General features: G+C 65.7%; 21 protein-coding genes and 1 pseudogene. 9 read left to right on the forward strand and 13 right to left on the reverse strand.

The window, feature by feature from the left end:
• The 5 genes from NTX40_00070 to NTX40_00090 form a co-directional block, all read left to right on the forward strand.
• A partial coding sequence (locus tag NTX40_00070) for a hypothetical protein (GenBank protein ID MCX5647487.1) occupies window positions 1–1,386 on the forward strand: 1,386 nt, incomplete at its 5' end.
• The gene (locus NTX40_00075; protein ID MCX5647488.1) at window positions 1,383–2,441 is read left to right on the forward strand and encodes a hypothetical protein; all 1,059 of its coding nucleotides are present in this window, start codon (window positions 1,383–1,385) and stop codon (window positions 2,439–2,441) included. The genes NTX40_00070 and NTX40_00075, both read left to right, overlap by 4 nt.
• A complete protein-coding gene (locus tag NTX40_00080) occupies window positions 2,438–3,583 on the forward strand; it encodes a hypothetical protein (protein ID MCX5647489.1) in 1,146 nt (381 codons plus the stop codon). Before NTX40_00075 ends, NTX40_00080 begins: the two co-directional genes overlap by 4 nt.
• Complete coding sequence (locus tag NTX40_00085; protein ID MCX5647490.1) at window positions 3,580–4,023, forward strand: hypothetical protein; 444 nt, start codon at window positions 3,580–3,582, stop codon at window positions 4,021–4,023. The genes NTX40_00080 and NTX40_00085 overlap by 4 nt, the downstream gene beginning before the upstream one ends.
• A gap of 88 nt (window positions 4,024–4,111) precedes the next feature.
• Window positions 4,112–5,824, forward strand: a complete 1,713-nt coding sequence (locus tag NTX40_00090; protein MCX5647491.1) for a substrate-binding domain-containing protein — start codon at window positions 4,112–4,114, stop codon at window positions 5,822–5,824.
• On the opposite strand, the gene NTX40_00095 is transcribed toward NTX40_00090, so the two are convergent.
• Complete coding sequence (locus NTX40_00095) at window positions 5,825–6,070, reverse strand: hypothetical protein (GenBank protein ID MCX5647492.1); 246 nt, start codon at window positions 6,068–6,070, stop codon at window positions 5,825–5,827. It lies immediately after the preceding gene.
• 2 nt (window positions 6,071–6,072) lie between these two features.
• Between NTX40_00095 and NTX40_00100 the strand changes: the two genes are divergently transcribed.
• The 4 genes and pseudogenes from NTX40_00100 (at window position 6,073) to NTX40_00115 (ending at window position 9,779) form a co-directional block, all read left to right on the forward strand.
• Window positions 6,073–7,125, forward strand: a complete 1,053-nt coding sequence (locus NTX40_00100; protein ID MCX5647493.1) for a S8 family peptidase — start codon at window positions 6,073–6,075, stop codon at window positions 7,123–7,125.
• 150 nt (window positions 7,126–7,275) lie between these two features.
• A pseudogene (locus tag NTX40_00105) lies at window positions 7,276–7,644 on the forward strand (transposase).
• A gap of 64 nt (window positions 7,645–7,708) precedes the next feature.
• Complete coding sequence (locus NTX40_00110) at window positions 7,709–8,923, forward strand: site-specific integrase (protein ID MCX5647494.1); 1,215 nt, start codon at window positions 7,709–7,711, stop codon at window positions 8,921–8,923.
• A gap of 325 nt (window positions 8,924–9,248) precedes the next feature.
• Window positions 9,249–9,779, forward strand: coding sequence for a hypothetical protein (locus tag NTX40_00115; GenBank protein MCX5647495.1), 531 nt, complete (start codon window positions 9,249–9,251; stop codon window positions 9,777–9,779).
• 246 nt (window positions 9,780–10,025) lie between these two features.
• On the opposite strand, the gene NTX40_00120 is transcribed toward NTX40_00115, so the two are convergent.
• From NTX40_00120 to NTX40_00175, 12 genes are read right to left on the reverse strand one after another with little or no spacing between them, the layout of a single operon-like run.
• Window positions 10,026–10,652 (reverse strand): tetratricopeptide repeat protein, encoded by a 627-nt coding sequence (locus NTX40_00120; protein ID MCX5647496.1) that lies wholly within the window; start codon window positions 10,650–10,652, stop codon window positions 10,026–10,028.
• Between the two features lie 11 nt (window positions 10,653–10,663).
• The gene (locus tag NTX40_00125) at window positions 10,664–11,185 is read right to left on the reverse strand and encodes a hypothetical protein (protein ID MCX5647497.1); all 522 of its coding nucleotides are present in this window, start codon (window positions 11,183–11,185) and stop codon (window positions 10,664–10,666) included.
• The gene (gene gspL / locus NTX40_00130) at window positions 11,182–12,561 is read right to left on the reverse strand and encodes a type II secretion system protein GspL (GenBank protein MCX5647498.1); all 1,380 of its coding nucleotides are present in this window, start codon (window positions 12,559–12,561) and stop codon (window positions 11,182–11,184) included. The genes NTX40_00125 and gspL overlap by 4 nt, the downstream gene beginning before the upstream one ends.
• Window positions 12,558–13,031 carry a hypothetical protein gene (locus tag NTX40_00135; GenBank protein ID MCX5647499.1) on the reverse strand — a complete coding sequence of 158 codons (474 nt, stop codon included), beginning with the start codon at window positions 13,029–13,031 and terminating at the stop codon, window positions 12,558–12,560. Before NTX40_00135 ends, gspL begins: the two co-directional genes overlap by 4 nt.
• Window positions 13,028–13,906, reverse strand: coding sequence for a hypothetical protein (locus NTX40_00140; GenBank protein ID MCX5647500.1), 879 nt, complete (start codon window positions 13,904–13,906; stop codon window positions 13,028–13,030). Before NTX40_00140 ends, NTX40_00135 begins: the two co-directional genes overlap by 4 nt.
• Window positions 13,907–13,911: 5 nt before the next feature.
• Window positions 13,912–14,457, reverse strand: a complete 546-nt coding sequence (locus tag NTX40_00145; protein ID MCX5647501.1) for a prepilin-type N-terminal cleavage/methylation domain-containing protein — start codon at window positions 14,455–14,457, stop codon at window positions 13,912–13,914.
• Window positions 14,420–14,842: a type II secretion system protein gene (locus tag NTX40_00150; protein ID MCX5647502.1), complete on the reverse strand. Its 423-nt coding sequence runs from the start codon at window positions 14,840–14,842 to the stop codon at window positions 14,420–14,422. The genes NTX40_00145 and NTX40_00150 overlap by 38 nt, the downstream gene beginning before the upstream one ends.
• The gene (locus tag NTX40_00155) at window positions 14,790–15,302 is read right to left on the reverse strand and encodes a prepilin-type N-terminal cleavage/methylation domain-containing protein (protein ID MCX5647503.1); all 513 of its coding nucleotides are present in this window, start codon (window positions 15,300–15,302) and stop codon (window positions 14,790–14,792) included. Before NTX40_00155 ends, NTX40_00150 begins: the two co-directional genes overlap by 53 nt.
• 8 nt (window positions 15,303–15,310) lie before the next feature.
• Window positions 15,311–15,736 carry a type II secretion system major pseudopilin GspG gene (gene gspG, locus NTX40_00160; GenBank protein ID MCX5647504.1) on the reverse strand — a complete coding sequence of 142 codons (426 nt, stop codon included), beginning with the start codon at window positions 15,734–15,736 and terminating at the stop codon, window positions 15,311–15,313.
• Window positions 15,726–16,931 carry a type II secretion system F family protein gene (locus NTX40_00165; protein MCX5647505.1) on the reverse strand — a complete coding sequence of 402 codons (1,206 nt, stop codon included), beginning with the start codon at window positions 16,929–16,931 and terminating at the stop codon, window positions 15,726–15,728. Before NTX40_00165 ends, gspG begins: the two co-directional genes overlap by 11 nt.
• Window positions 16,932–18,623: an ATPase, T2SS/T4P/T4SS family gene (locus tag NTX40_00170; protein ID MCX5647506.1), complete on the reverse strand. Its 1,692-nt coding sequence runs from the start codon at window positions 18,621–18,623 to the stop codon at window positions 16,932–16,934.
• 49 nt (window positions 18,624–18,672) lie between these two features.
• On the reverse strand, window positions 18,673–21,105 hold the full coding sequence (locus NTX40_00175; GenBank protein ID MCX5647507.1) for a hypothetical protein: 2,433 nt from the start codon (window positions 21,103–21,105) through the stop codon (window positions 18,673–18,675).
• Window positions 21,106–21,108: the final 3 nt, after the last annotated feature.

The raw sequence follows: 21,108 nt of genomic DNA on the forward strand, positions 1-21,108 counted from the left end.
CCGGGCATGGTCGTGTCGTTGACGGAAGACCCGGAGGAGCCGCCGGAAGGGGATCCGAACGGGGTCTTGCGCGGCCTTTACTCGATGACGATCAGCGATGTTCTGGATCCGCACGATCCCGAGGTCACGCTCAAGAAAGTGTCCGGTGAAGGGGACGTTCAGGTTTGGAAGGTGCGCGAAGGGGAGGACCCGGTGCTGATGCTGGACACGTCCGAAGAGGAATCCACTACCGAGGACGGCGACGGCAATAGCCTGTGGGACCTGCTGAAGGACTGCTCGGACCACGACGTCATCATCACCGGCGTCGAGGCCGGCGAGGTGCAACTGGGCCTGGAATTGACCGTCAAGGGTGCCACCAAAACCAAAGTCGCCATGGACGTGGTGCGAATAACAGTGCTTGAGATGGAATCAACAGAATGGTTGGTCACTCACGATCCCGAGTTCGAGCATCTGTACTGCCAGACCCCCGGCGACCAGGGGCACCCCGAGTGGGCCGGTCGATTTAAACAGGCCGTCCTGATGGCCAACGAGGCTCTGGTCAAGGTTACCAAGCTCACCGGCATCAACTACAAGGTCAAGCTGTGCTGTAACGACGTCGCTGTGTTCACCCTCGACAAGACCTCCACGCGCTACCAGGAACAGGGCGGCTTCTGCATCTTTCACTTCGAAACAGACGAAGACCAGAACAACGGCGCCGACACCGATGCCCAAGGCCGCATCTTCGTCGAAGCCACCCTGCTGACACAGGGCATCACGCAGACCGGCGTCAAGTACACGTTCGAACTCTGGGCGAACGAGTCCAAAGTGTGCACGCGAGAGGTCACGATCAAGCCGCTCATCGACCGGCTTGCCACACCCTACAGTCCGTGGCAGCCGACGAACCTGTTCACTGACGGATTCTCGCCATACACACGGCCCGACTACGACGACCATCGCTGGGAAGACACCCCTGTCCGCGAGATGGACGCCGAGGACGGCGACGGCGGAAACCACCACTGGTACTTCAACCGCGCCTACGGCATGGCCATCGAGTGCGAATTCACGGATGAACTCAACAACCTCACCGTCAAGGCGAGCGGCGGTGACATCAACGGTGAACGCACCTACGCCGTGGCTGATGCCGCGATGTACCTCCAGGCGGCCACCGATAGGACCATCGAGTGGGAAGGCTTCGACGACGACTCCGAGAAGATCCACGACGTGGCGGACCTCTCGGGGCTCGGTACTCCCTTGGCAACACCCAAGGTCATCCGGGAAAGCGAAGAATACGTCCTCAAGATCAGCGCCAAACGCAAGAAGGACACGACGCAGGAACAGGCGTTGGAGTTAAGCCAGATCAAAGTCGACTACCAACTCGAACACACATTCACGGAGGTGACACCATGACCAAACCACCCCACCTCGCCACGGCATGGGGAATGTGCCTGCTTGGCGCCCTCGGACTCGTCGCGGGCACCGCCCGCGCGGCCGACCCGAGCCTCGTGCCCGTCACCAAGGAATTGTGGGAGGACGCCGGCACTCGCGGCATCCCGTTCGCTGTCGTTGTGCCGCCGACCGAGGGCGTCTCCGACCAGGCGACCGCCGCCGTCGAACTGCTGATGCCGCCTTTGCAGGCGGCGCAGCGGCACCCGTTCCGCCAGTCGGACCGCCAACTGCTGCTCTACCAGAAGTCTCTCATCGAGTTCGAGCTGATGGCCCAGGAGAAGGAACTCGAGCCCGGCCCCCACGTCTTTCACCCGCCTGTCGGCAAGGGGCCTACGTTCGATGAGGCCCTCAAGGGGGCCCTCGAAAAGAGCGACCTCGTCGAAGCCACCGAGCGCCAACTGCCCGACGGCCGCAAGGTCACCGTTTACGTCCCGCGGAAGGACCGCGAGAAAGATTACGCCGAACTGGCCTTCCGCATGGCCCGAGAGCATCTGCGTAGCCCCAAGAACATTCCCGATCGAGAAACCACCATCGAGGCCGAGGTCGAGGCCGCGGCGGCCATCGTCTGCATCCCCCGGTACTCGCATCACGAGAGCCAAGCGTGGTCTTACGTCGTGGACGCTTACCTGAACGACAAAGACGGTGATTTGGTTGAGGGCCTCAACCATTTCCTCCAGTCCCGCGGCGTGTTCGACTGGATCGCCCAGGAGCAACCGAAGCCCGCGTGGGAAACCATTGTGCCTCTCATCGAGAAACAAATCCCCGTCATACTGCGGCTTCACGAGCCGCTCCTCGAACGCCGCCACGTCACGGTCGTCGGCATCGTCCCGGCCGACCGGTCGCTGATCGTGGCGATGCCGACCGAAGAGAAACTTTACGACCGGAAACGGGAGGTGGCCCCCTGGGGAACGAAGCGTGTCGCCTGGGCAACGCTCTCGGATCGGGTCGATGCCTTGTTCACACTGGTGCCTACTACTAAGGGCGAGAAGAATCGCGATGAGGAGGGCGAGAAATGACCGCTTTCCGTGTACTCTTACGGATGGTCTTGGCCGTAACGTTGCTTGCCGCCGGAGCTCAAGTGGCCTTCGGCTGGCCCGGCCTGAGCCATGTCCTCATCACCCAGGAAGCCGGCTACAACAACCTCAGGTTCTACGCGAACCTGCCCGACACGTACCCCAGCATGGTCGAGTTAATGCCAAGCAGGTTCTTCGCCTGGACGCACAACCGCCTGACGGGCACTGGCTGGGCCACACCCACGCCGGGCGTCGAGGATCCGGCCGTCGACATGTGGCTACTGCTGAAGAACAAGCTCAACGCCCTCCAGGGCAATGAGAAAACCGTTGCCGAGAATACCGCTCTCGGCTGGCGAGCCCACATAGCTGCCGACGACGTCGTCCATTTTGAATACTTCCCTGGCGGAGGCGTCAGTGGCATAAACTGGCTGCAGCACGCCCGCATGGAGGCCGAAGTCGACATCCTCGTTTACGTCGAGAAGATCTGCGAAAATAACCTCGCCATTGCCTTCAATGTCACGTTCGACGCGCAAGGCAATCGTAACGGCGGCAATGGCAACGTCAACCGCGGCTTCGCCATCCAATGGCCTGGCCACTGGGGCCTCATCTCACTGGCCGAGTCCGTTTACCTCAAGAACCAACGCCGGACCGACATCACCGAGCCCGAGACCATCTGGCCCGAGCCGGCGGCTACCGTCCAGACCCGCGCGAACAACGCACGCACGGCGGCGCAGACCACCATCAACAACTGGGAGTTCGAGCATGGCGGTGTTCTTGACATGGACTGGACCAACGAGTATACCGAGGCGGTCATTGATTACGGTCAGCTGCTTACGCAGAATGCCGGCGCCGGTGCCACCGTACTCCACGTTAAGCACATGTACCCTTGGGAAGTCGGCGAGCAGGTCCGCATCTACACGGCCGACGGCTCCGCGTTCGAAACACGCACCATCACAGCCATCGATCGGGCCAACCGGACCGTCACCGTGAACCAGGGCCTGACGAACGCCTACACCGGCAACGGCGCGGCAGGGTCCGACTACGTCATGTACATGCCCGACGACGACTGGCTCCCGTGGGAGCCCCGGTGGGAAGCGTCGGTCCAGGCCGTTCAGCAACAAGTGGCAGGTCTTCAAGGCCAATGAAATACGTACTGGCTCGAATCGCGATCTGTATTCTTGTGCTTTGCGTCACCCCCTTGGCCGTGTTAGCCGTGTTACTCGGAGGCGGGCCGGGAGACCTGGATTTCCTCCAATCCGGTTGGGGGCCGATGGGATCTTCGCTGTTTGTCCTTGGAGGACTTTCTCTGTGCTCCTGGTTGGTTGGGGCCATTGCCGCCGCCGTCTGGAAAAAACGGTTTTGCTTTGCCTGGCGGTGGGGCATCCTTCTGGCTATCACCTCTTTCCTCGTGGTCTTCCTGGGAAGCGTCTTCATCGAGGCCTTGCCGGTGCTCAAGCCATGGCTTGCGCTTACGGAACGTTTTATCGTCCACACCTTGTTCGCGCTCTTGCCTTCCCAGGTTGCCTTTTGGGGCTTCTCCGGCGTAATGCGAATCGGGTGGAAGAGGCGACGCGTTGGTTCTTGAGATCTAACTTGCGGACAAGGCTCTATCGCCGGAAGTGAAGGAGAAGAGGCCGCCGCCGGTGGAATAGGGATTGAAGGAGGGTTGTGTTATGCGAAGCGCCTTGGCTCTGGTGATTCTTGCTGGGGTGGTAATCGCTTCCGGGTGGCTGGCTGCGTCCGCCGCCGAAATCAACCCCGGTGGCGTGCAAACCTTGCGCCTGCAGGGGACGCCGAGTTGTTACCTGGCGCTGAGCGGCCTCGCCGAGGCGTACAAGAAGGAGCATCCGAGCATCGAGATCAAGTTCGGCGGGGGTGCTGCGAGCATGGGCGTCACCGCCCTGAAAGAAGGTCGGGCGGATGCGGCCTACGTCGAGTGGCCGCTGCGGAAAATCCTGGGGAAGATGTGGCCGTCCGATTTTCCCGACATCGCGCAGCCGGGCCCGGAGTGGACCTTCGCCCAGACCGCGCTGGGGTTCGTTGTGAACAAGGGCAATCGCGCAGGCGCGCTTACCATCGACCAGATTTGCGGCATCTGGTCCGGGACGGTGACGAAGTGGTCCCAGGTCGGCGGATCCGGCACCCCGATCGTGGTTTACACGATCCAGCCCTCCCGCCAACTGGCCGGTTCGTTGCTGAGCGATAACCTGCTGGACTACCGGAAGTGGCGCAAAGACCTTCAGAACCTGACCTCCAACCGCGACGTCATCGGGGCCGTGGCACAAGACCCGAACGGCATCGGCATCATCGTGATCGGCCCCACGCCGCCGGTGGAAGTCAAACTCCTCTCTGTTGCCAAGGACTCGACATCTCAGCCCGTGCCTCCGACCGTTGAGAACATCGTCCTGGGAAAATATCCCGTCGTCCGTGAGTTTCGTTTCGTCTTCTCCGACAAATCGTCGCCTGCGGTCCGTGAGTTCTGTCAGTTCGCCGTGAGCGACGCTGCGGCTGAGATCGTCCGGGAAAACGGCTACTTCCCACGGGCCACGAAGAACGAGATGCTGGCCGCGCAGCGTCTGGAGGAGATGAGGGCGGGCAAAGGCGTCAGGATCGAGGCGGTGGGGAGCGTGTACAGCCCGCTTCTGAAGGACCTGGCGACCGAATATGTCAAGGCCAAAGCCGTTGTGCAGGTGCAGTACGCGGTGACTGACGAGGCGGCCGCCGTGGGGCAATTCCTGGGCGGCAAGGAACTGCTCCTGCTTCAGGGGCCTCCGGGCGAGGCGGCCTTAAAGGTGCACGGTGCCAGGTGGGCGGAACTCAAGGTGGAGGCTCACCCTATCGCCGACCGCGCGGTCGCGGTTGTTACGAGCGTCGTCAACAAAGAAGGGGCGATGACCCTGGATCGCGTCCGCGCCATCTTCGCCGGCGAGGTCGGCCAGTGGGGTGACAGCCTCGCCATGGCGCAAAAAGACATCCACTGCTATGGGCTTGGCGCCGCCGACCCCATGACCGCGATGTTTTTCTCAGGCGTCATGAGGGGCACGCGGTGCAAGAATCTCCAGGCGAAGAAGGACACGGCGGGGGTTCTTGCGGCCCTGGCTCTCGACCCACAGGGGATCGCGTTTGTGGACTTAGCGGCCATTCCGCAGGACAGCACGGCCGTCCGGGTCGTGGCCGTTGGCCCGGCCGGTACGGCCGTGAAACCGAACGGCAAAACGTTGGCCGATGGAACATACCCTTTGTCGAAACCCCTCGTGCTCTACGTATCGCCGCGTGCCAGCGAGACGACGAAGGATTTCGTCAGGTTCATCCTTTCCGGCGCCTGCGATGCGGTGTTCCGTCAGCACGGCTTTGTCCCTACCAGCCAGCCTCCACCGGCCCCCTGATCATTTAGGTAGCGGTCTATCCTTGGCGCTGACCGCCAGCCCGAGAAGTCCGGGCGGTCCGTGTGCGTCGTCCGCTCGTACCGCTTCGCCCCGCCTGGGCGGGTCCGCCTCGGCCTGGAGCATCTCGTTCAAGGTCTCCTCGACGCTCTGGCGGACCATCTCCCCCAGGTGGGCCTCGGCCTCGTCCACCCGGATCACGCCATCCAGCCCCTTGCCTTCGCCGTCCGTCTTGGTACGATGCGCCATGGGTGCCTCCTTCTGCTGGTCCTTGGGTAACTTCTCCAATCCCCAATTCGACCAACTCAGGGGCTACCCGTCTACCTTCCGAAAGTGCGAAACTTATCGTACGTTATCCTGTACGTTATCGCGCCGCGAGGCGTCTCGCGCACCTTGCGCCGGAGCGATTCGAGGACGTCTGCGACCGGCCGGCCGAGACGGTCGATTGGGGCCTCCGCCAGACGGGTGTCCCGCAGGTCTGGACGGTCACGCGCGGACGGGGCATCAGGGTCGGCGTCCTCGATACGGGCGTCGCGCCCTTCCATCCCGACCTTCAGCCGATCGCCAGGATGAAAGACTTCACTCTGGCGACCCAGCCCGAATGGGCTAGCGACGACACGGGCCATGGGACGCACTGTGCCGGGATCGTCTGCGCCCGAGCGAACGGCCGGGGCGTCATCGGTGTCGCCCCCGAAGCGGAACTGTACGTGGCAAAGGTCATCCGCGGCGACGAGAGCGATGCCAAGAGTGTAGCCGCCGGCATCCGCTGGATGGTAGACGAAGGTGTGCGGGTGATCAACATGAGCTTCGCGGCCGAGAAAAGCTATCCGCCGATTCGTCAGGCGGTCACGAAGGCACTGAACGCGGGTTGCTATCTCGTTGCAGCCGCAGGTAACGAGCCTGGTGGGCCGTTCACGGGCAGCACAGTCCGGTATCCCGCCAGATACGATGGAGTGATCGCCGTCGGATCCGTCGCACTGGTGAGTAACGACCCCTCGTTACCGCTCGGGGATCGCATAAACGTCTCAGGCCTGTCAGCAACGGGACAGGAACTGGACTTGGTCGCCCCCGGCGTCCGGGTTTTGAGCACCTATCCCCCGGACAAGTACGCGGTCGCCACCGGAACGAGCCAGGCAGGGGCCTTTGTCGCTGGCGTCGTCGCCCTGGTCCTCGCCAAACATGTCGCCCAAGGCGGCGAGACACCGGTCGAGACACCAGCCCAGATGGTGGAACACCTCAGGCGTTCCGCCATGGACCTCGAACAGCCCGGCTTCGACCCGCGGAGCGGTTTCGGCCTCAGATAACGTACGATAAGTTTCGCACTTTCGGAAGGTAGGAAGTAGACGGGTAGCCCCTGAGTTGGTCGAATTGGAGATTGGAGAAGTTTTCCAAGGACCAGCAGAAGGAGGCTACCCATGGCGCATCGTACCAAGACGGACGGCGAAGGCAAGGGGCTGTCGGACGTGATTCGGGTGGACCAGGCCGAGGTGAAGGCCCACCTCGGGGAGATGGTCCGCCAGAGCGTCGAGGAGACCTTGAACGGGATGCTCCAGGCCGAGGCGGACCGGCTGTGCCGGGCCAGGCGATACGAGCGGTCGGCGGAGCGTGCCGACACGCGGGCCGGCCAGTACGCGCGTCGGCTGCACACCAAGGCGGGCGAGGTGACGCTGAAGGTGCCGAAGTTACGCACGCTGCCGTTCGAGACGCAGATCATCGAGCGGTACCGGCGTCGCGAGTCGAGCGTGGAGGAGGCCCTGATGGAGATGTACCTGGCAGGCGTGTCGGTGCGGCGCGTGGAGGACATCACCGAGGCCCTGTGGGGGCTTTGTCTGGTTTGCAGATTCCGCGCGTCTGGTTGATAAGCCGCCAGTACGGAACGGGATGTGCATGTCGGATGATTGGTCCGGACGACTTGAGAAGCAGTATCGGTTGTTGGAGGAAGCCAACACCACGCGCTGGAACAAGGACAGGATTCGCTGGTTCCTCGAGCACTACAAACCCGTCTCCGGCAATCGCAAGGACAAGTACATCCGCAGCTTGCGGCAGATTGCGTGTCTGCTGGGCAAAAGCTTCAACGAAATGCAGAAAGAAGACGTGGGCCGGCTCGTCCAGGCGATCGAGAAGGAATCCCGCGAGGAATGGACGTTCGTGGACCGCAAGAAGATACTGAAGACGTTTTTCAGGTTTTACGTCGAGGATATTGCCGATCGTCCGGAGAAACAGGAGGAGTACCTTCGGCTCGTCCCTGTGCTCAAAGCCGTCAACAAGATCGAGTCCGTCTACCGCAAGCACAGGCAGAAGAAACTGGTCATTCTGACCCAGGAGGAGTTGCGGGAGTTGTGCCGGGCGGCCAGCGACAGCGCCAGGGAACTGGCCATCGTGACCATGCTGTATCACACCGGCGTGAGGCCTTCGGAGTTTGTCCGGATGAAGATCGGCGACATCGAAGTCAATGGCGATGGCAGCGTCTATTTCAACGTTGCCGGCAAGACCGGCTCGCGAAGGTTGCCACTGGCGGCGGACGAGACTGTCGGGCGTACGCTGCTGAACTGGATTAACGAACACCCCCATGGGAGCGACAGAGAGAGCTACCTGTTCCTCAACGCGCGGGGAGAGCCGCTGTCGCTGTGCACCCTGTCGCTGATGCTCAGCCGGCTGTCTCAAAAGGCCAGGATAAGGACAGTCACCCCGAAGCTGCTCAGAAAGGCGAAACTCTCCCACATGGCTGACGACGGCTACAACGCCTACCAGATAAAGAAATACGCGGGGCACTCGCAGATTGAGACGGCCATGTTCTATGTGGAACTTTCCCAGAAGGGCTTCGAGGACGCCATCAGGAAAAAGTACGGAGCCGCAGACAGAACGCGAGCCACCCTGCAGCCCCAGCGGTGCTGGAAGTGCGGATCCATAAACAGGGCCTTTGACAGGCGATGCGCCGGCTGCGGACGAATGCTGAATCTGGAGGAAGCCTCCAGGGAGATATCGGAGAGGTCGGACTTGATTGCCTCCGTAATGACACAGGATATGCTGGACCAACTAGCCCGTCTGGTAGCGGAAAAGCTGAGAGAAACCGCGGCGGGGACGGGATTGAGCGAAGGTTAGCTGACAGAGCGTGACGAGTACAAAGTCGGGGTGAGATCAAGCGGCTTCACACCCGCCCAGCTCTGAGGGGTGTAAATTGCCATCATCCCTAACACTACGCCGAGGATGCCTTGCGTGCTGCTCCGCGGTACCGAAGATATAGTCCACCGTTTCCTGCCAGGTTCGGGCCATTTGAACCACAGGAATCCATCACGTTCGGTCTTATGAGCCTTCCCTACGCACGTTGCTGGCTATGCTCGTCGTGTATTCGATGAATTCGCGGAAGCGAGTAGTGGGTGTGTGTGACGCAGGGCGGACTTCTGGAAAAGTAAACAGGACCGAAGCGGTGATGAACGAGCACTTCGGCTGGAGGCAGGGCGGCAGGACGGCGTCCGTGTACACGCACCTCAGCGGCAAGCAGGTCGACGACCAGATCCTGGCAGTGTTCGGAAAGAAAAGGATCGACCTGGAGACCAATGCGGCGGTCGATGTTGTGCGTTGTCTGCGGTGCGGACTGGAGAACGTTCCGACCTCGGTTCAGTGCGGGAAGTGCGGGTTCCCGCTGTCGGATGAGGCGGCGAGGAAGCTTCTTCAGAGAAGGCAGAAGGCGGATGAGATTCTGGATCTGGTGATCAGGGACCCCGGGGTGTTGGAAGCCATTCGCGGAGCACTGGCAGAACGCGGAACCACGAGCAGGGAGAATAGCGGCGGAAATGGACCACCAGTCGACGCTACTGGCGACGCTTGCAGGTCGCAAGGCTTGCTCAAGGCGAGTGTTGCCTCAGATTCGGGATCTCCCACTACGGGTTGCAGTAGCCTGCCCTTTGACGGCCCTTGCGAGAAAAGACTGGTGGCGCGGAGGCTCGCGCAAGGTTGAGAACCATTTCTATCCACTCGGGCTCAGAGCGGCCGGTTTCTTCGCTTTCCTCTTTCGGCTCTTCCTGGGTGGGGATTCGGGCAGCAGCCCTGTCAGCCTGCGGTTTCAAGGGCATGTGTGACTGATAGGAATGTGCCTGAAAAGAGTCGCGAGTCTGGCTTGCCGATCAGGCGGTTCTCAACATCGGTTGTGCTACGGCCGCAAGCGGCCGCAGCCCAACCGTGGTGAAGCCGCTACGCGCGTTTCTTACTGACCGGGTCCTGGCTGGTCTGGGTTTACTGCCTTCGGCTGTGGGCTGGGGATCAAGGCCAACTGTTCCCTGGCCCAGGCGACCCAGTCCGGTCGCGTGTCTTTCAGCACGAGGTCGGAGAGCACTTGGCGGGTCCGGTCGTCCCGGCGTCCGTTGCGGATGAGGGTTCGTGCCAGGTTCCCGAGGATTTCGGGATTGTCGGGCTCGAGGGCGACGGCCTCGTCGTACCACTTGGCGGCCTCGTCGAGTCGGCCGACGGCCTCGAAGACGAGGCCGAGGTTGTTTCGCGGTTCGGGCTGGTGCGGCATCAATTTGGCGGCGTACTGGAACTCCCAGGCCGCCAGGTAGAATTTCTGCTGGCGGTAGTACACCGTCCCGAGGTTGCTATGGGCGGGTCCGAAGAAGACGTCGGCCGTCAGGGCCTCCTTGAGAACTTTCTCGGCCTCTTCCAGCCGACCGTTGCTGATGAGGGCGACGGCTTTGTTGTTCTTCTCGCGGGCCCGTTCGGTGTCCCGGCGCGGGTCGGCGGCCACGGTCGCATACTCGCCGACCAGGGCCGCCCTCTGGCAACCGGTGATGACCAAGAGCAGAGCCAGAGGCGTCAGCATCCAGGATCGTGGCATGTCGCGGCTCCTTATGGTGTTGTCCGTGCGGGGTCATAGACGAGGTACGTGAGGACCACTTCGGCGTCCCACTGACTGCCGGTGTCTTCGCGGTTAGGGGCGGTCAATCGGATCGCCGAGGGGTGCAACGGCTGGTCCGACTGGCTCAGCGCGTGGAGCATGGCGACGAGGGCCTTCAGCGACACGCGCTTCAGGAAGACCTGTGTGGGTTTTTCCTTGTAGGCGGTGCCCTCGATGCGGCGCTGGGGCGCGGGGTTGATGCGGATGATCTCCCCCGCGGCGATGCCGGCTGCCTTGGCGGCTTGCTCGATGGGTCCGGCGACCTCGGAGGACCGCCGCTCGCGCTCCTCGGCGATCGTCTGGCGGCGGCCGAGGTCGGCGATGAGATCGGTCATTTGCCGGCAGGCCGCCAGGTCGTCTCGCGCCTGAATGGCTGCTCGTCGCCGGGCCGCCACTTGGCCCCAGCACCAGACCGCCGCCACGCCCAGGAGCGCGGCCAGGAGCGCCAGCAAGATGGCCATGCGTCGTCTCACGGCGTCGTTCCTTCCCGGCGGGACGTTCCGCCGGGTTGCGCGGGTTGTCGTTCCGGCCTGGGTTCGCCGACGACGGTGAAGGTCACGCCACCCTTGGCGAGGTGCTCGGTGCGGGGCGGTTCGATGCTGAAGGCGCCCGACCGGCCGAGCGCCTGGGCGACCGCCTCGGCGTCGGTGTGGCTTCGGGTCTCGCCTTCCAGCAGGAGTCCGCCCGAATCCATCCGGGCCTCGACGATTCGGACCCGGAGGTCCTTCGGCAGGGCGCTCGCGGCGTCGCGGAGCATGACGAGGGCGCTGGGCCGGTTCGGGAGGGCGCCGCCCACGCCGCTGACCGCCGCCAGGCGCGCGAGTTCGCTCCTCAGCCGCCTCTCCACTTGGACGGGGACCTGCTGGTTGGGATAGAGGTTCTGGTAGATCGCACGCATCTCGCCCTCCAACCGCCGTGCCAGACGATCGTAGCGAAGACTGCGCCAGTAGGACAGGCCTCCGATTGCGGCAATCAGCACGAGGGCCAGCGCGGCGGCGGTGGCCACGGGCGCAGCCAGGCGCCGCCAGCGGTTCGGGGCTGCCAGGGCGTCCCGCCGGAAGTCCGCCCACGGTTCCCGGCGGCCTTGCAGGACGGCGACCGCCCCGCGCGCGGCCGTCTCGAGGGCGCTTGGGCCGGCGTCGGTTGCCTGGAGCGCAAGAGTGGTCTCGTGTTCGACCGCCGCTGCGATGTCCGGCGGGAGCGACCCGATGACACGTGCCGAGAGTCGTTCACCTTCTGCGGGCCGGGCGAGGAGGTCGGCCTGGAAGAGGCGCACGAGTTCGGGCGCCTGCGGCGGCGCCGTATACCATGCCGTGGGTCGGCCGTCGCTCATTCGGAAGACGTTCACAGCCTGAGGCCCCGCGACGAGGACGTACTCACAAGGATCCTGGCGGGGCGCAACGGCCTCCTGGAGGGCAAGGAGGGCCGTCGGGCAGACGGCTCCGACTTCGACCCCCGCGGGCGCGAGGCGGTCCAGGATCGCGCGGACGCGGTCGGTTTCGACGGCGGCGGCGAACGCCCGACCGCCGGGCAAGGCGAGGAAGTCCGCCGTCAGCCGTTCCGCCTCGCAGGGGACGAGTTCCTCCAGGCGATAGACCATGGCGCTTCGGCGGTTGCGTCGCGGCAGGCCGGAGGCGTCGATCTCGGCGGCGAGGACCATCTCGGCCGGCAGGCCGAGACAGATGGCCTGGCCCTGGTACCCGAGTTCCTTGAGGGACTCGGCGACCGCCTGGCCGACGTTCGCTTCGTCCTCTGTGGCAGCGACCTCGCGCAGGAGGATTTCGTCCTCCGTGACCCGCAACACGGACCATCCGCCGGATTCCATTGCCACGAAAAAGGCGGGCTTCACCGCGGGGCCTCCTTTTTCTGAACCTCCAGGGCATAGGTCCTTCCCTGGAACTCGATGGTGGCCGCGCCGACGGCGATGGCCGTCACCTTGACGCCGTCCGCCTCTTGGCCGAGGCCCACCATCTTGACCTTGCCTCCGCCGGTTTTGAGGAACGCGTAGGTGTACCCCGGTTCGACGGCCGTGCCGACGAGGTCCACCTGCGGGCGTGGGGGCGGCGGCGGATCGGCCTTCGCTGCCGGCGAAGGGTCGTAGAGCGGACGCCGGAGGTCCCGCTCGAAGATCGCGGCGAAGGCGCTCAGCGGCTCGACTTGACGTGGGGCGAGCGCCTCGCCCCGGAGCCCCGGGGCGTCCGCCGTCGCCGGACCGAACTCGACGGGCAGGACGCCAAGACCCAACACGGCGGCGACGAGGCCGAGCCCGAGCGTCGCGCTCAAAGTCCAGAGTAGCCGTCGTTGGGTGCGTTCTCTCATGGTCCCCACGCGAAGGTTCGCACGGAAGCGGCGCTTGCGGCCGCGCCGGTCTCCAGAACCGCCAGCCGGTATACCCGGCGCGTCTTTGCGACGGCGATGGTCCAGAGGCTGTGGCAGAGCGATCGGTCGGTGACAAGCGGCTCGACCGCCGCGCGCCGTTCTCGCCCAAGATCTAAGTGATCCAGCATCTGCGTGGCCGTCGCCTCCGGGGTCTTGCGCCGGAAGTCCTCTATCTTGGAAAGGTCTGTTTCCGAAAGGAGGCCCGAGAGGACCTCGCGGAGGACGGCCACGTCGACCCGCCGGAGGTTCACTTGGCCGGAGCCCCAGCAGGTCACGGAACTGGCGGGTCCGGGATTCTGGGCGTCGGGCCCGAGGAGGGTTGTCGGCGTCGCCGCGGCGTACAGTTGCTCGAGGCTCGCGTAGCGGACGGGGAAGGTGCCGGCCGCCTCATCGGAGGGCTTGATGGGTCTCAAGTGGACCTGGAGGACTTCGCGTGCGTGGGCCTGGAGCACCCGGAGGCTCTCGGCGAGTCCCTCTTCGCCCTTGCGGTGGGCGAGGAGGTTGGCGTTGGCCTTGGCCTGTTCGTCGGCCAGGACGACCTCGAACAGAATAGCGCCGAGGGTGACTTGTGCCCGGAAGATCGCCGTCGGCCCTTCGGCGGACTCCTCGTCCGGACGCGTGAGAACCTGTTCGGCCAGGGGCAGAAGGAGCGCTTCGAGGCTCAGGGCGCCCCATTTCTGCTGGAGCGTGCGTTCCTCGGCCGACGCCTGGAGCGCCTCTTCGCCGCACCGCCGCGCGCCGGCGGCCAGGACTGTCCCGGCGATGGCCAGGACCACCAGAACCATCAGCAGCACGAACCCGCGGCGGCGTTTCATGGGATTCACCCTCGGATGGCGCGGCTGCGCACGGTCCACTGGACGGGCGGGCGCCCCTCTTCGTCGAACTCCACAGCCATCGTCGCGGCCGCAGGCAGCGCCTTTCGCTCCCCGGCGGACGGTTTGTCTTCGTCCTTCGCGCGAAGGAGGACGGCCTTGACGCCCCGGCCCACGAGTTCCGTGACCGGCGGATGCCACTCGGACTCCTGGCTCCGCACGAGCCACTCGCGGTTGCCAACTGTCTGCACCCGGTAGGCGACTTTTCCGGGCACGTGCTCCAGTTCCAGCGTCTTGGCCTCCAGGCACGCCGAGGTCCAGAGGACGAGCCCTTCGCGGTCTTCCTGGTACGCCTCGGTGTGGGCGACGTCCATCGTCACGAGGTCCCGCAGGCGGGCCTCGGACCACGAGTCCTCGCGGGTCCGGCGCGTGAGGATCTCCGCCCGCGCCAGGTGCGTCGAGACTCGAAGCGCCGCCACCACCAGGAGGCTCGTGATAACCAGGGCCGCCAGGAGTTCAACGAGCGTCAGCGCTTTTTTCGTCCGCGCTTGCATTCGGAAGCATCACCTCCACCCGTGCTGCAGGTTCGCCCCCAGCCTGTCCCTCGCGGAAGACCTCGACGGCGATCGTCTCGGCCTCGAGTCCGCCCAGCGTTTCGCGACGGACCGTGCGGGCCCGCCACGTCCAACCCTTGCGGCCGGGCACCCGTTCCTCGCTCTCGAGGGGCATCTTGTCGCGCTTCGGCCACCACGATTCCAGCAGTTCGTCGGCGACGCGGCATGCCTCCGTCCGCTCGGCCGCCCGGCGGGCCTGGACCTGCATCCGCGCGCTGGCCAGGAGTACCGCCGCCAGGACCGACCCCAGGATGGCGGTCCCCACGACGGCCTCAACCAGCGTGAAGCCCCGTCCCCGTTGCCGCCAGCACCGCGCGCACCTCATCTAGAGTCTCCGGTTCCAAAGACTCGCCCGTCAGGCCCGCCACGAGAACCCACTGCCGCCTCCCTGCGGGACCTTCGAGGAGCAGCCCGTAGGTGGGCGTCAAGCCGAGCCGGCTGCAGTGGATCGCCACACAGCCGATCGAGTAATCCTGGCCGCGCACCATCAGCCTGGCGACGCGATAGCCGTCCGGCAACTCCAGGGCCGTCCCCAGGTCCTGGCCGCGCGTGTCCGTCCGGCGCAGGCGCCCCTGCGCGAGGTCCACCTCGATCCGCACGGACCGGTCGTGCTGCCGCGCATAGACGCGCGACAGGTGGTCGAACGCGACGATGGTTTGGGCCAGGTCTTCGAGGCGGGCCCGCCGGAGCGGCGATTCCAAGCGAAGCGCCACCGCCCCCGCGAGGAGCGCGAGGACGAGAAGCACGACGGCCAGTTCCGTGAGCGTAAAGGCCCTTCGACGCATGGTGAAACCTACCCTTTCAAGGCGTCGCTCGTGATATCGGCGTCGATCCCGTCGCCGCCTTCGCGGCCGTCGGCGCCGTACGAGATTACCTCGAACGGCGCGCTTGCGCCGGGGGAGTTGTACTGGTACGGGCGGCCCCAGGGGTCTTCCAGGCCGCCTTCCAGGAGCGGCTCGGGGAATTTTTCGCCCGCGCTCTTCAGGACCGCCAGCCCTTCCTCGTTCGTCGGGTAGTGGCCGCACTCGGCGTAGAAGACGTTCAGGGCGTGGACGATGGTGGCGATCTCCTGGCGGGCGGTGCTCTGGCGGGCCCGCAGAAGATGGTGACGAACGTTGATCGTCACGACGCCGGCCAGGAGGCCGATGATCACGATGACGATCATGAGTTCCACGAGGCTGAACCCCCGTGCCCGACGTCGCTTGCGGTTAGAGCACATCGCTCACCTCCAGAATGGGCAGGATCGTGGCGAAGGCGACGAAACCGACGACCACGGCCAAGAGAACGATCAGCAACGGTTCGAGCATGGCCGTCAACCGTTGCGTGGCCGTGGCGACCTGCTGGTCGTACGCCTCCGCGAGTTGCGCGAGCATGTCCTCCAATTGACCGGCCTGCTGGCCCACGACGAGCATCTGGATGACCAGGGGGGAGAAGACCCTGGACGCTTCCAGGGGCCCCGCGATGTCGCTGCCGGAGACGATGGCCAATTCGTAGGTCTCCATCGTCCTTCGGAAGACGGCGCTACGGAGCGTTCTCCCGGTGATCCGCACGGCCTCGTCGAAGTGGACCCCCGCCCGAAGGAGCGAGGCCATGATGACGGCCATGCGGCTCGTGTTTTCCTTGCGGACGACGTCCCCGACGAGCGGCAGCGCGAGGACCAACCGGTCGAGGGCCAGGCGCCCCCGCGCCGTGCGGCGCAGGAGTTTCAGGCCCGTGACGGCGAGCGCGGCGGCCAGAAGCAGGGCCCACCACCACCCCAGCAGCAGGTCGCTTGCGTCCTTGACGAGGCGCGTCGCCAGGGGCAGCGTCCGGCCCGCCTCCTCGAGCGTCCCGATCAGTTGCGGCACGACGTAAGTCATGAGGAACGTCGCGACCGCCGCGCCGATGACGCACACGACGGCCGGGTACACGAGCGCCGTCACCAGACGGCTCCGCAGGCGGTGGGCCTTCTCGCGGAACTCCGCCAGCCGCGCAAGGACCGTCTCGAGCGTCCCCGTGCTCTCGCCGACGCGGACGATGCTTCTCGACAACTCGTCGAAGTACGCCGGCCGCGCGCCCATCGCTTCGGTGAGGCTCGAGCCGGAGGCGATCCGGTCCCTGAGGCCCTGGAGGACCGTTCGAAACCGGCCGCGGTGCTGGCGGATGAGCGTGTCGACGGCCGCAAGGAGGGGGATCCCCGCACCCAGGAGGGTCGCCAGTTCCCGGACGAAGGCGTCCACCTCGCTCTGGGCGAGTTGGCCGCGGCGGCGCTCCCAGAGGCCCGGCGCGGCGGGCTCGCCGACCGCCGCGATCTCCGCCACCGTCAGGCCCCGGCCGCGGAGATCGTCCCGGGCCTGGCGGGGCGTGTCGGCGATCACCGTCCCCGCGACGGTCGAGGCGTCCACGTCCACGGCGCTATAGCGGAAGACCGCCATTTAGAACTCGTCCCTTCCGGTCACGCGGACCACTTCCTCCAGGGTCGTTGCGCCGACGACCGCCTTCGCCAGGCCGTCGGCCCGGAGCGTGGTCATCCCCTCGGCCAGGGCCGCGGCCTTGATCGAGGACGACTTCGCGTGCCCCAGCACGAGTTCCTGGATCGGTTCGGTCACCGTGAGGAGTTCGAAGACCCCGACCCGCTCGCGGTACCCGGTCCCGAGACATGCCTCACACCCGCTTCCGTGGTAGAGCCTCTCGGGCAGCTCGCGCTGGCCCGCGACCCGGCTCCACTCATGGTGCTCCTCTTCCGCGATGTCGTGGGCCGTGCGGCACTGGGTGCAGACGCGCCGGACGAGCCGCTGGGCGAGAACCGCCAGGAGGCTCGAGGCCATTAGGTACGGTTCCGCCCCGAGGTCCAGCAGGCGCGCGACCGCGCCGGCGGCGTCGTTCGTGTGCAGCGTCGAAAAGACGAGGTGCCCCGTGAGTGCCGACTGGATCGCCATCCGGGCCGTTTCGGCGTCGCGGATCTCCCCGACCATGATGATGTCGGGGTCCTGCCGCAGCACGTGCCGAAGACCGCTCGCGAACGTCATGCCCTTCTTGTCGCTGACCTGGGTCTGACTGATGCCTTCGAGGCGGTACTCGATCGGGTCCTCGAGTGTCAGGATGTTGAGTTCCTTCGCGTTGATCTCCTGGAGCGCGGCGTAGAGGGTTGTCGTCTTCCCGCTGCCCGTGGGCCCGGCGACGAGGATGATGCCGTGGTCGGTGTGGATGAGCCGCCGGAACTCCACGAGGACGTGGGGCGCCATCCCGAGTTCGTCGAGCGTGTAAAGCCGGGCGCTCTTGTCGAGCAGCCGGATGACGACCCGTTCCCCGAGGTGCGTCGGAAGGGTGGCGATCCGAAGGTCCACGACCCGGTGGCCGACCTCGACCGTCGCCCGACCGTCCTGGGCGAGCCGTTGCTCGGCGATGTTCATCCCGCCCATGACCTTGATGCGGCTGACGATCTCGGGGTGAAGGGCCCGCGGAGGGTCGAAGACGTCGTAGAGGACGCCGTCCAGGCGGAACCGCACGGCCAGGCGGTCCTCCAGCGGCTGGATGTGAACGTCGGAGGCGCGCCGCTTGACCGCCTCGAAGAGGACGAGATTCACAAGTTTGATGACCGGCGCCCGGCTGGCGACGTCCAGGAGATCCTCGCTCCGGACGGCCTCGTTCACCTCGCGGAGGACTTGGGCTTCGTCCAGTTGCTCGATGACGCGCTGGGCCTGGCCGGTCTGGAGTTCGTAGGCGGCGCCGATCGCCCGCAGGATCTCCGCCCGGGGCGCCAGGACCGGCACGAGCACGCCGCCCAGCACCTTCCCGAGGACCTGAACCTGGAGCCACTGCGCCAGGTCCGCGATGGCCGCGAGCGCCACGCCATCCTTCCCCGCCAGGCCCAGCACGCCGTGGCGCCGCGCAAAGGCGATCGGCACCCTCGCCAGGAACCCCGCGTCGGGCGCCAGACCCGCCAAGCTCTCCAGGTACGGCAGGCCCAGGGCGTCGGCCGTCGCGCCCGCCACGACGTCCCCGTCAATGCCGGCCAGGCGGGCCCGGCCCGGAGAGTCGAGGGGACCGTTCTGGAGCGCCTCCTCGAACCGGCCGTCGAGGCGGCTCTTCAAGGCCAGAGCGAACTTTTCGTTCACCGGCGCCATGTTTCCTCGCTGCTCCTCCTTTCCGACCGCCGCGATTGCCCGCCGGGGGTCATCTCACCAGCATCGGTTCGCTCGCCGGGTACTCCGCCGGCAGTTCTGCCAGACGAAGGTCGCGCTCCGACAGGTATTTGAGGTCCTCGAACCGGTCGTCCCGCAGGATGACCGGCCGGATGAAGACGAAGAAGGTCGTCTCCGCGTCGCTTTGCGTCCGGCTGCTGAAGAGGTATTCCAGGCCGGGGATGTCCCCCAGGAGCGGGATCTTCGAGACCGTCTCGCTCGTGTCCCGGCGCTTGAGGCCCCCCACGATGATCGCGTGTCCGCTCGGGACGGTCACGAGGCTCGTGATCGAGTCGGTCTGCCGCGGCGGGGGGATGCCTGCGGCACCCGCCCCCGTGAAACTGTTCAGCGTGATCGAGTAGTTGAGTTGCAGGTGCTCCCCTTCGCTGATGTGCGGCGTCACGGTGACGGTCGTCCCGGCCGAGGCGTACCCCGCGAAACTCGTCGTCGCGACCGTCTCGGAGGCGTTGACGCTCGTAAACGGCGATTCGGCGACGCTCGACAGCGTCCCGGTGGCGTTGTCGTTGACGAGGATCTTTGGCGCCGAGAGGACCCGCGCGTGGCCGTTGGTGGCCAAGGCCCTCAGGACCACGTCCACCGTGTGGGGGTCGATGACGATCCCGTTGAACCCGGTCCCCGGCTGGAGCGCGAGGGCCCCCGTCGCCAGGTCCACCGCCGAAAGGCCGAAGGAACTGAACGAGAGCCACCGCCAATCGTCGCGCTCGTTCGCGCCCGAGATCTCGATGCCGAAGGAAAGGTTGTCCGAGACGTCGAGCGTCACCAAGGTGATCTCTATCAGGACCTGGGGCCGGCGCTTGTCGAGCATCGCGATCAGCCGCTCGTACACCCGCTGCACCGGCGGCGGGGCGACGACGATGATCGTGTTGGTGTTCGGGTCGGCCGTCACCACGGCGTCCTTCGTCTGGACCCGCGTCAGCGGCCGCGCCGCGTCGGGTGACGGGGACGCCTTTTCGGCACCCTTGTCCTTGTCGGGCGCGGGGGATGCTTTTTCCGGTTCCTTTTCCGGTTCCTTGTAGGATGGGGGTTTGGGCAGTTCTTCGCCAGGGGCCGGCGGCGGCCGGTTCGGACCAGTGAACGGCTCCGCCACGGGTTTTGCGGCCGCCCCTTCCACGGGCGGCCCGAGGGTCTCGACGGCCAGGCGCGCGATGCCGCCTTCCTGACTCTCCAGGGCTCGGATGGTCGCCAGAACCTCCGCGGCGGTCGTATTGACGAGTTTGTAGAAGCGGACGGGGCTGAGTTCCGCCGCGGCCGCGACGTCCAGGTCTGCCTTGAGCGACTCGACCCACGCGTGGACTTCCGGCGAGGCCGTCACGATCAGCAGCCCGGACTGCGCGTCCAGAATCGAGCGGTACCGCGTCCGGGCCGCGTCCGGTCCGGCGAACTCACGGGCCAACCGGTCGATCCGCTCCGGCGAGGCCGACGCGAAGTAGTACGTCCGCGTCTGGATGTCCGTCGGCACGTCGAGGGCTTCAAGGAGGTCGAGCGCCTCGGCCTCGGCGCCTTCGGTCGCGACGAGGATGACCTGGTTGGTCCGCGGCTCGTGGGTGAGGCTCAAAGGCCGCGGCGGGGCCTTGCCCTCCCGGCCGGTGACTCGGTCCCGCTCGCGAAGAAGGGCCGTGACGCGCTGCGCGAGTTCCGCCGCGTCCCAGTGCTTGACGGCTACGAAGTGCACCTGGGCCTTCGGGCCCGGCTGGTCGAAGAGACGGATCATCTCGGCCACGCGCCGAAGGTTGTCCGCGTAGTCGGTGACGAAGAGGAGGCTCCGGTCCGGTACCGCGAAACTGTTCCCCCCCGGCGTGCCGAGGAACGGTTTGATGACCGGCTCGACGGCCGAGGGGGCGACGTTCCGGAGGGTGAAGACCTGCGTCATCGCCCGCGTCGCTTCGGCGTCGGCGAGCCGCCGCGGGTCCTCCTCGAACCCTTCCGTTACCGTCACGAGGTTCTGGGCCGGCACGATCTCCTTCCACCCCGGCTGGTCGCCGTCCACGATCAGGAGGCCCGACATCCTGAGGACGCTCTGGAGGAGGCCGAAGAGAGACTCCTTCGGGACCTTCGCCGGCGCGGAGATCGTGATCCGCCTCTTCAGGAGCCCCTCGTCATAGAGAAGGTTTATCCCGAGCCGCGTCGTCACATAGTCCACGAGGATTTTCAGTTCCAGGTTCTCGGGGAAGGTCAACTGCACGAGTTCCTCTTCGCCGCCTTGGACCGGAACCGTCGGGGAAGGCGATTCCTCGGCCGCTACGGGAGGCGGCTGCTCGGGTGCTTCGGCGGGCGCCTCCGGGGGCGTTTCCTTGGTGGGGACATCCACCGGCGGCGGTGCGTCCTGCGGCATGTCTTGGGCCGGGACGAGCGCCGCGGTCCACACGAGGACGAACGCCGCGAGGCCGAGAATGGGGAGTTTCATGGG

The sequence above is a fragment of the Planctomycetota bacterium genome (assembly GCA_026387035.1).
GTDB lineage: Bacteria > Planctomycetota > Phycisphaerae > FEN-1346 > FEN-1346 > JAPLMM01.

Excerpts from the sequence above, each read along its gene's own strand:
- NTX40_00075 (MCX5647488.1), top strand. The coding sequence starts at position 1,383 with ATGACCAAACCACCCCACCTCGCCACGGCATGGGGAATGTGCCTGCTT.
- NTX40_00080 (MCX5647489.1), top strand. The coding sequence starts at position 2,438 with ATGACCGCTTTCCGTGTACTCTTACGGATGGTCTTGGCCGTAACGTTG.
- NTX40_00085 (MCX5647490.1), top strand. The coding sequence starts at position 3,580 with ATGAAATACGTACTGGCTCGAATCGCGATCTGTATTCTTGTGCTTTGC.
- NTX40_00090 (MCX5647491.1), top strand. The coding sequence starts at position 4,112 with ATGCGAAGCGCCTTGGCTCTGGTGATTCTTGCTGGGGTGGTAATCGCT.
- NTX40_00095 (MCX5647492.1), bottom strand. The coding sequence starts at position 6,070 with ATGGCGCATCGTACCAAGACGGACGGCGAAGGCAAGGGGCTGGATGGC.
- NTX40_00110 (MCX5647494.1), top strand. The coding sequence starts at position 7,709 with ATGTCGGATGATTGGTCCGGACGACTTGAGAAGCAGTATCGGTTGTTG.
- NTX40_00120 (MCX5647496.1), bottom strand. The coding sequence starts at position 10,652 with ATGCCACGATCCTGGATGCTGACGCCTCTGGCTCTGCTCTTGGTCATC.
- NTX40_00135 (MCX5647499.1), bottom strand. The coding sequence starts at position 13,031 with ATGAGAGAACGCACCCAACGACGGCTACTCTGGACTTTGAGCGCGACG.
- NTX40_00140 (MCX5647500.1), bottom strand. The coding sequence starts at position 13,906 with ATGAAACGCCGCCGCGGGTTCGTGCTGCTGATGGTTCTGGTGGTCCTG.
- NTX40_00145 (MCX5647501.1), bottom strand. The coding sequence starts at position 14,457 with ATGCAAGCGCGGACGAAAAAAGCGCTGACGCTCGTTGAACTCCTGGCG.
- NTX40_00150 (MCX5647502.1), bottom strand. The coding sequence starts at position 14,842 with ATGAGGTGCGCGCGGTGCTGGCGGCAACGGGGACGGGGCTTCACGCTG.
- NTX40_00155 (MCX5647503.1), bottom strand. The coding sequence starts at position 15,302 with ATGCGTCGAAGGGCCTTTACGCTCACGGAACTGGCCGTCGTGCTTCTC.
- gspG (MCX5647504.1), bottom strand. The coding sequence starts at position 15,736 with ATGTGCTCTAACCGCAAGCGACGTCGGGCACGGGGGTTCAGCCTCGTG.
- NTX40_00165 (MCX5647505.1), bottom strand. The coding sequence starts at position 16,931 with ATGGCGGTCTTCCGCTATAGCGCCGTGGACGTGGACGCCTCGACCGTC.
- NTX40_00170 (MCX5647506.1), bottom strand. The coding sequence starts at position 18,623 with ATGGCGCCGGTGAACGAAAAGTTCGCTCTGGCCTTGAAGAGCCGCCTC.
- NTX40_00175 (MCX5647507.1), bottom strand. The coding sequence starts at position 21,105 with ATGAAACTCCCCATTCTCGGCCTCGCGGCGTTCGTCCTCGTGTGGACC.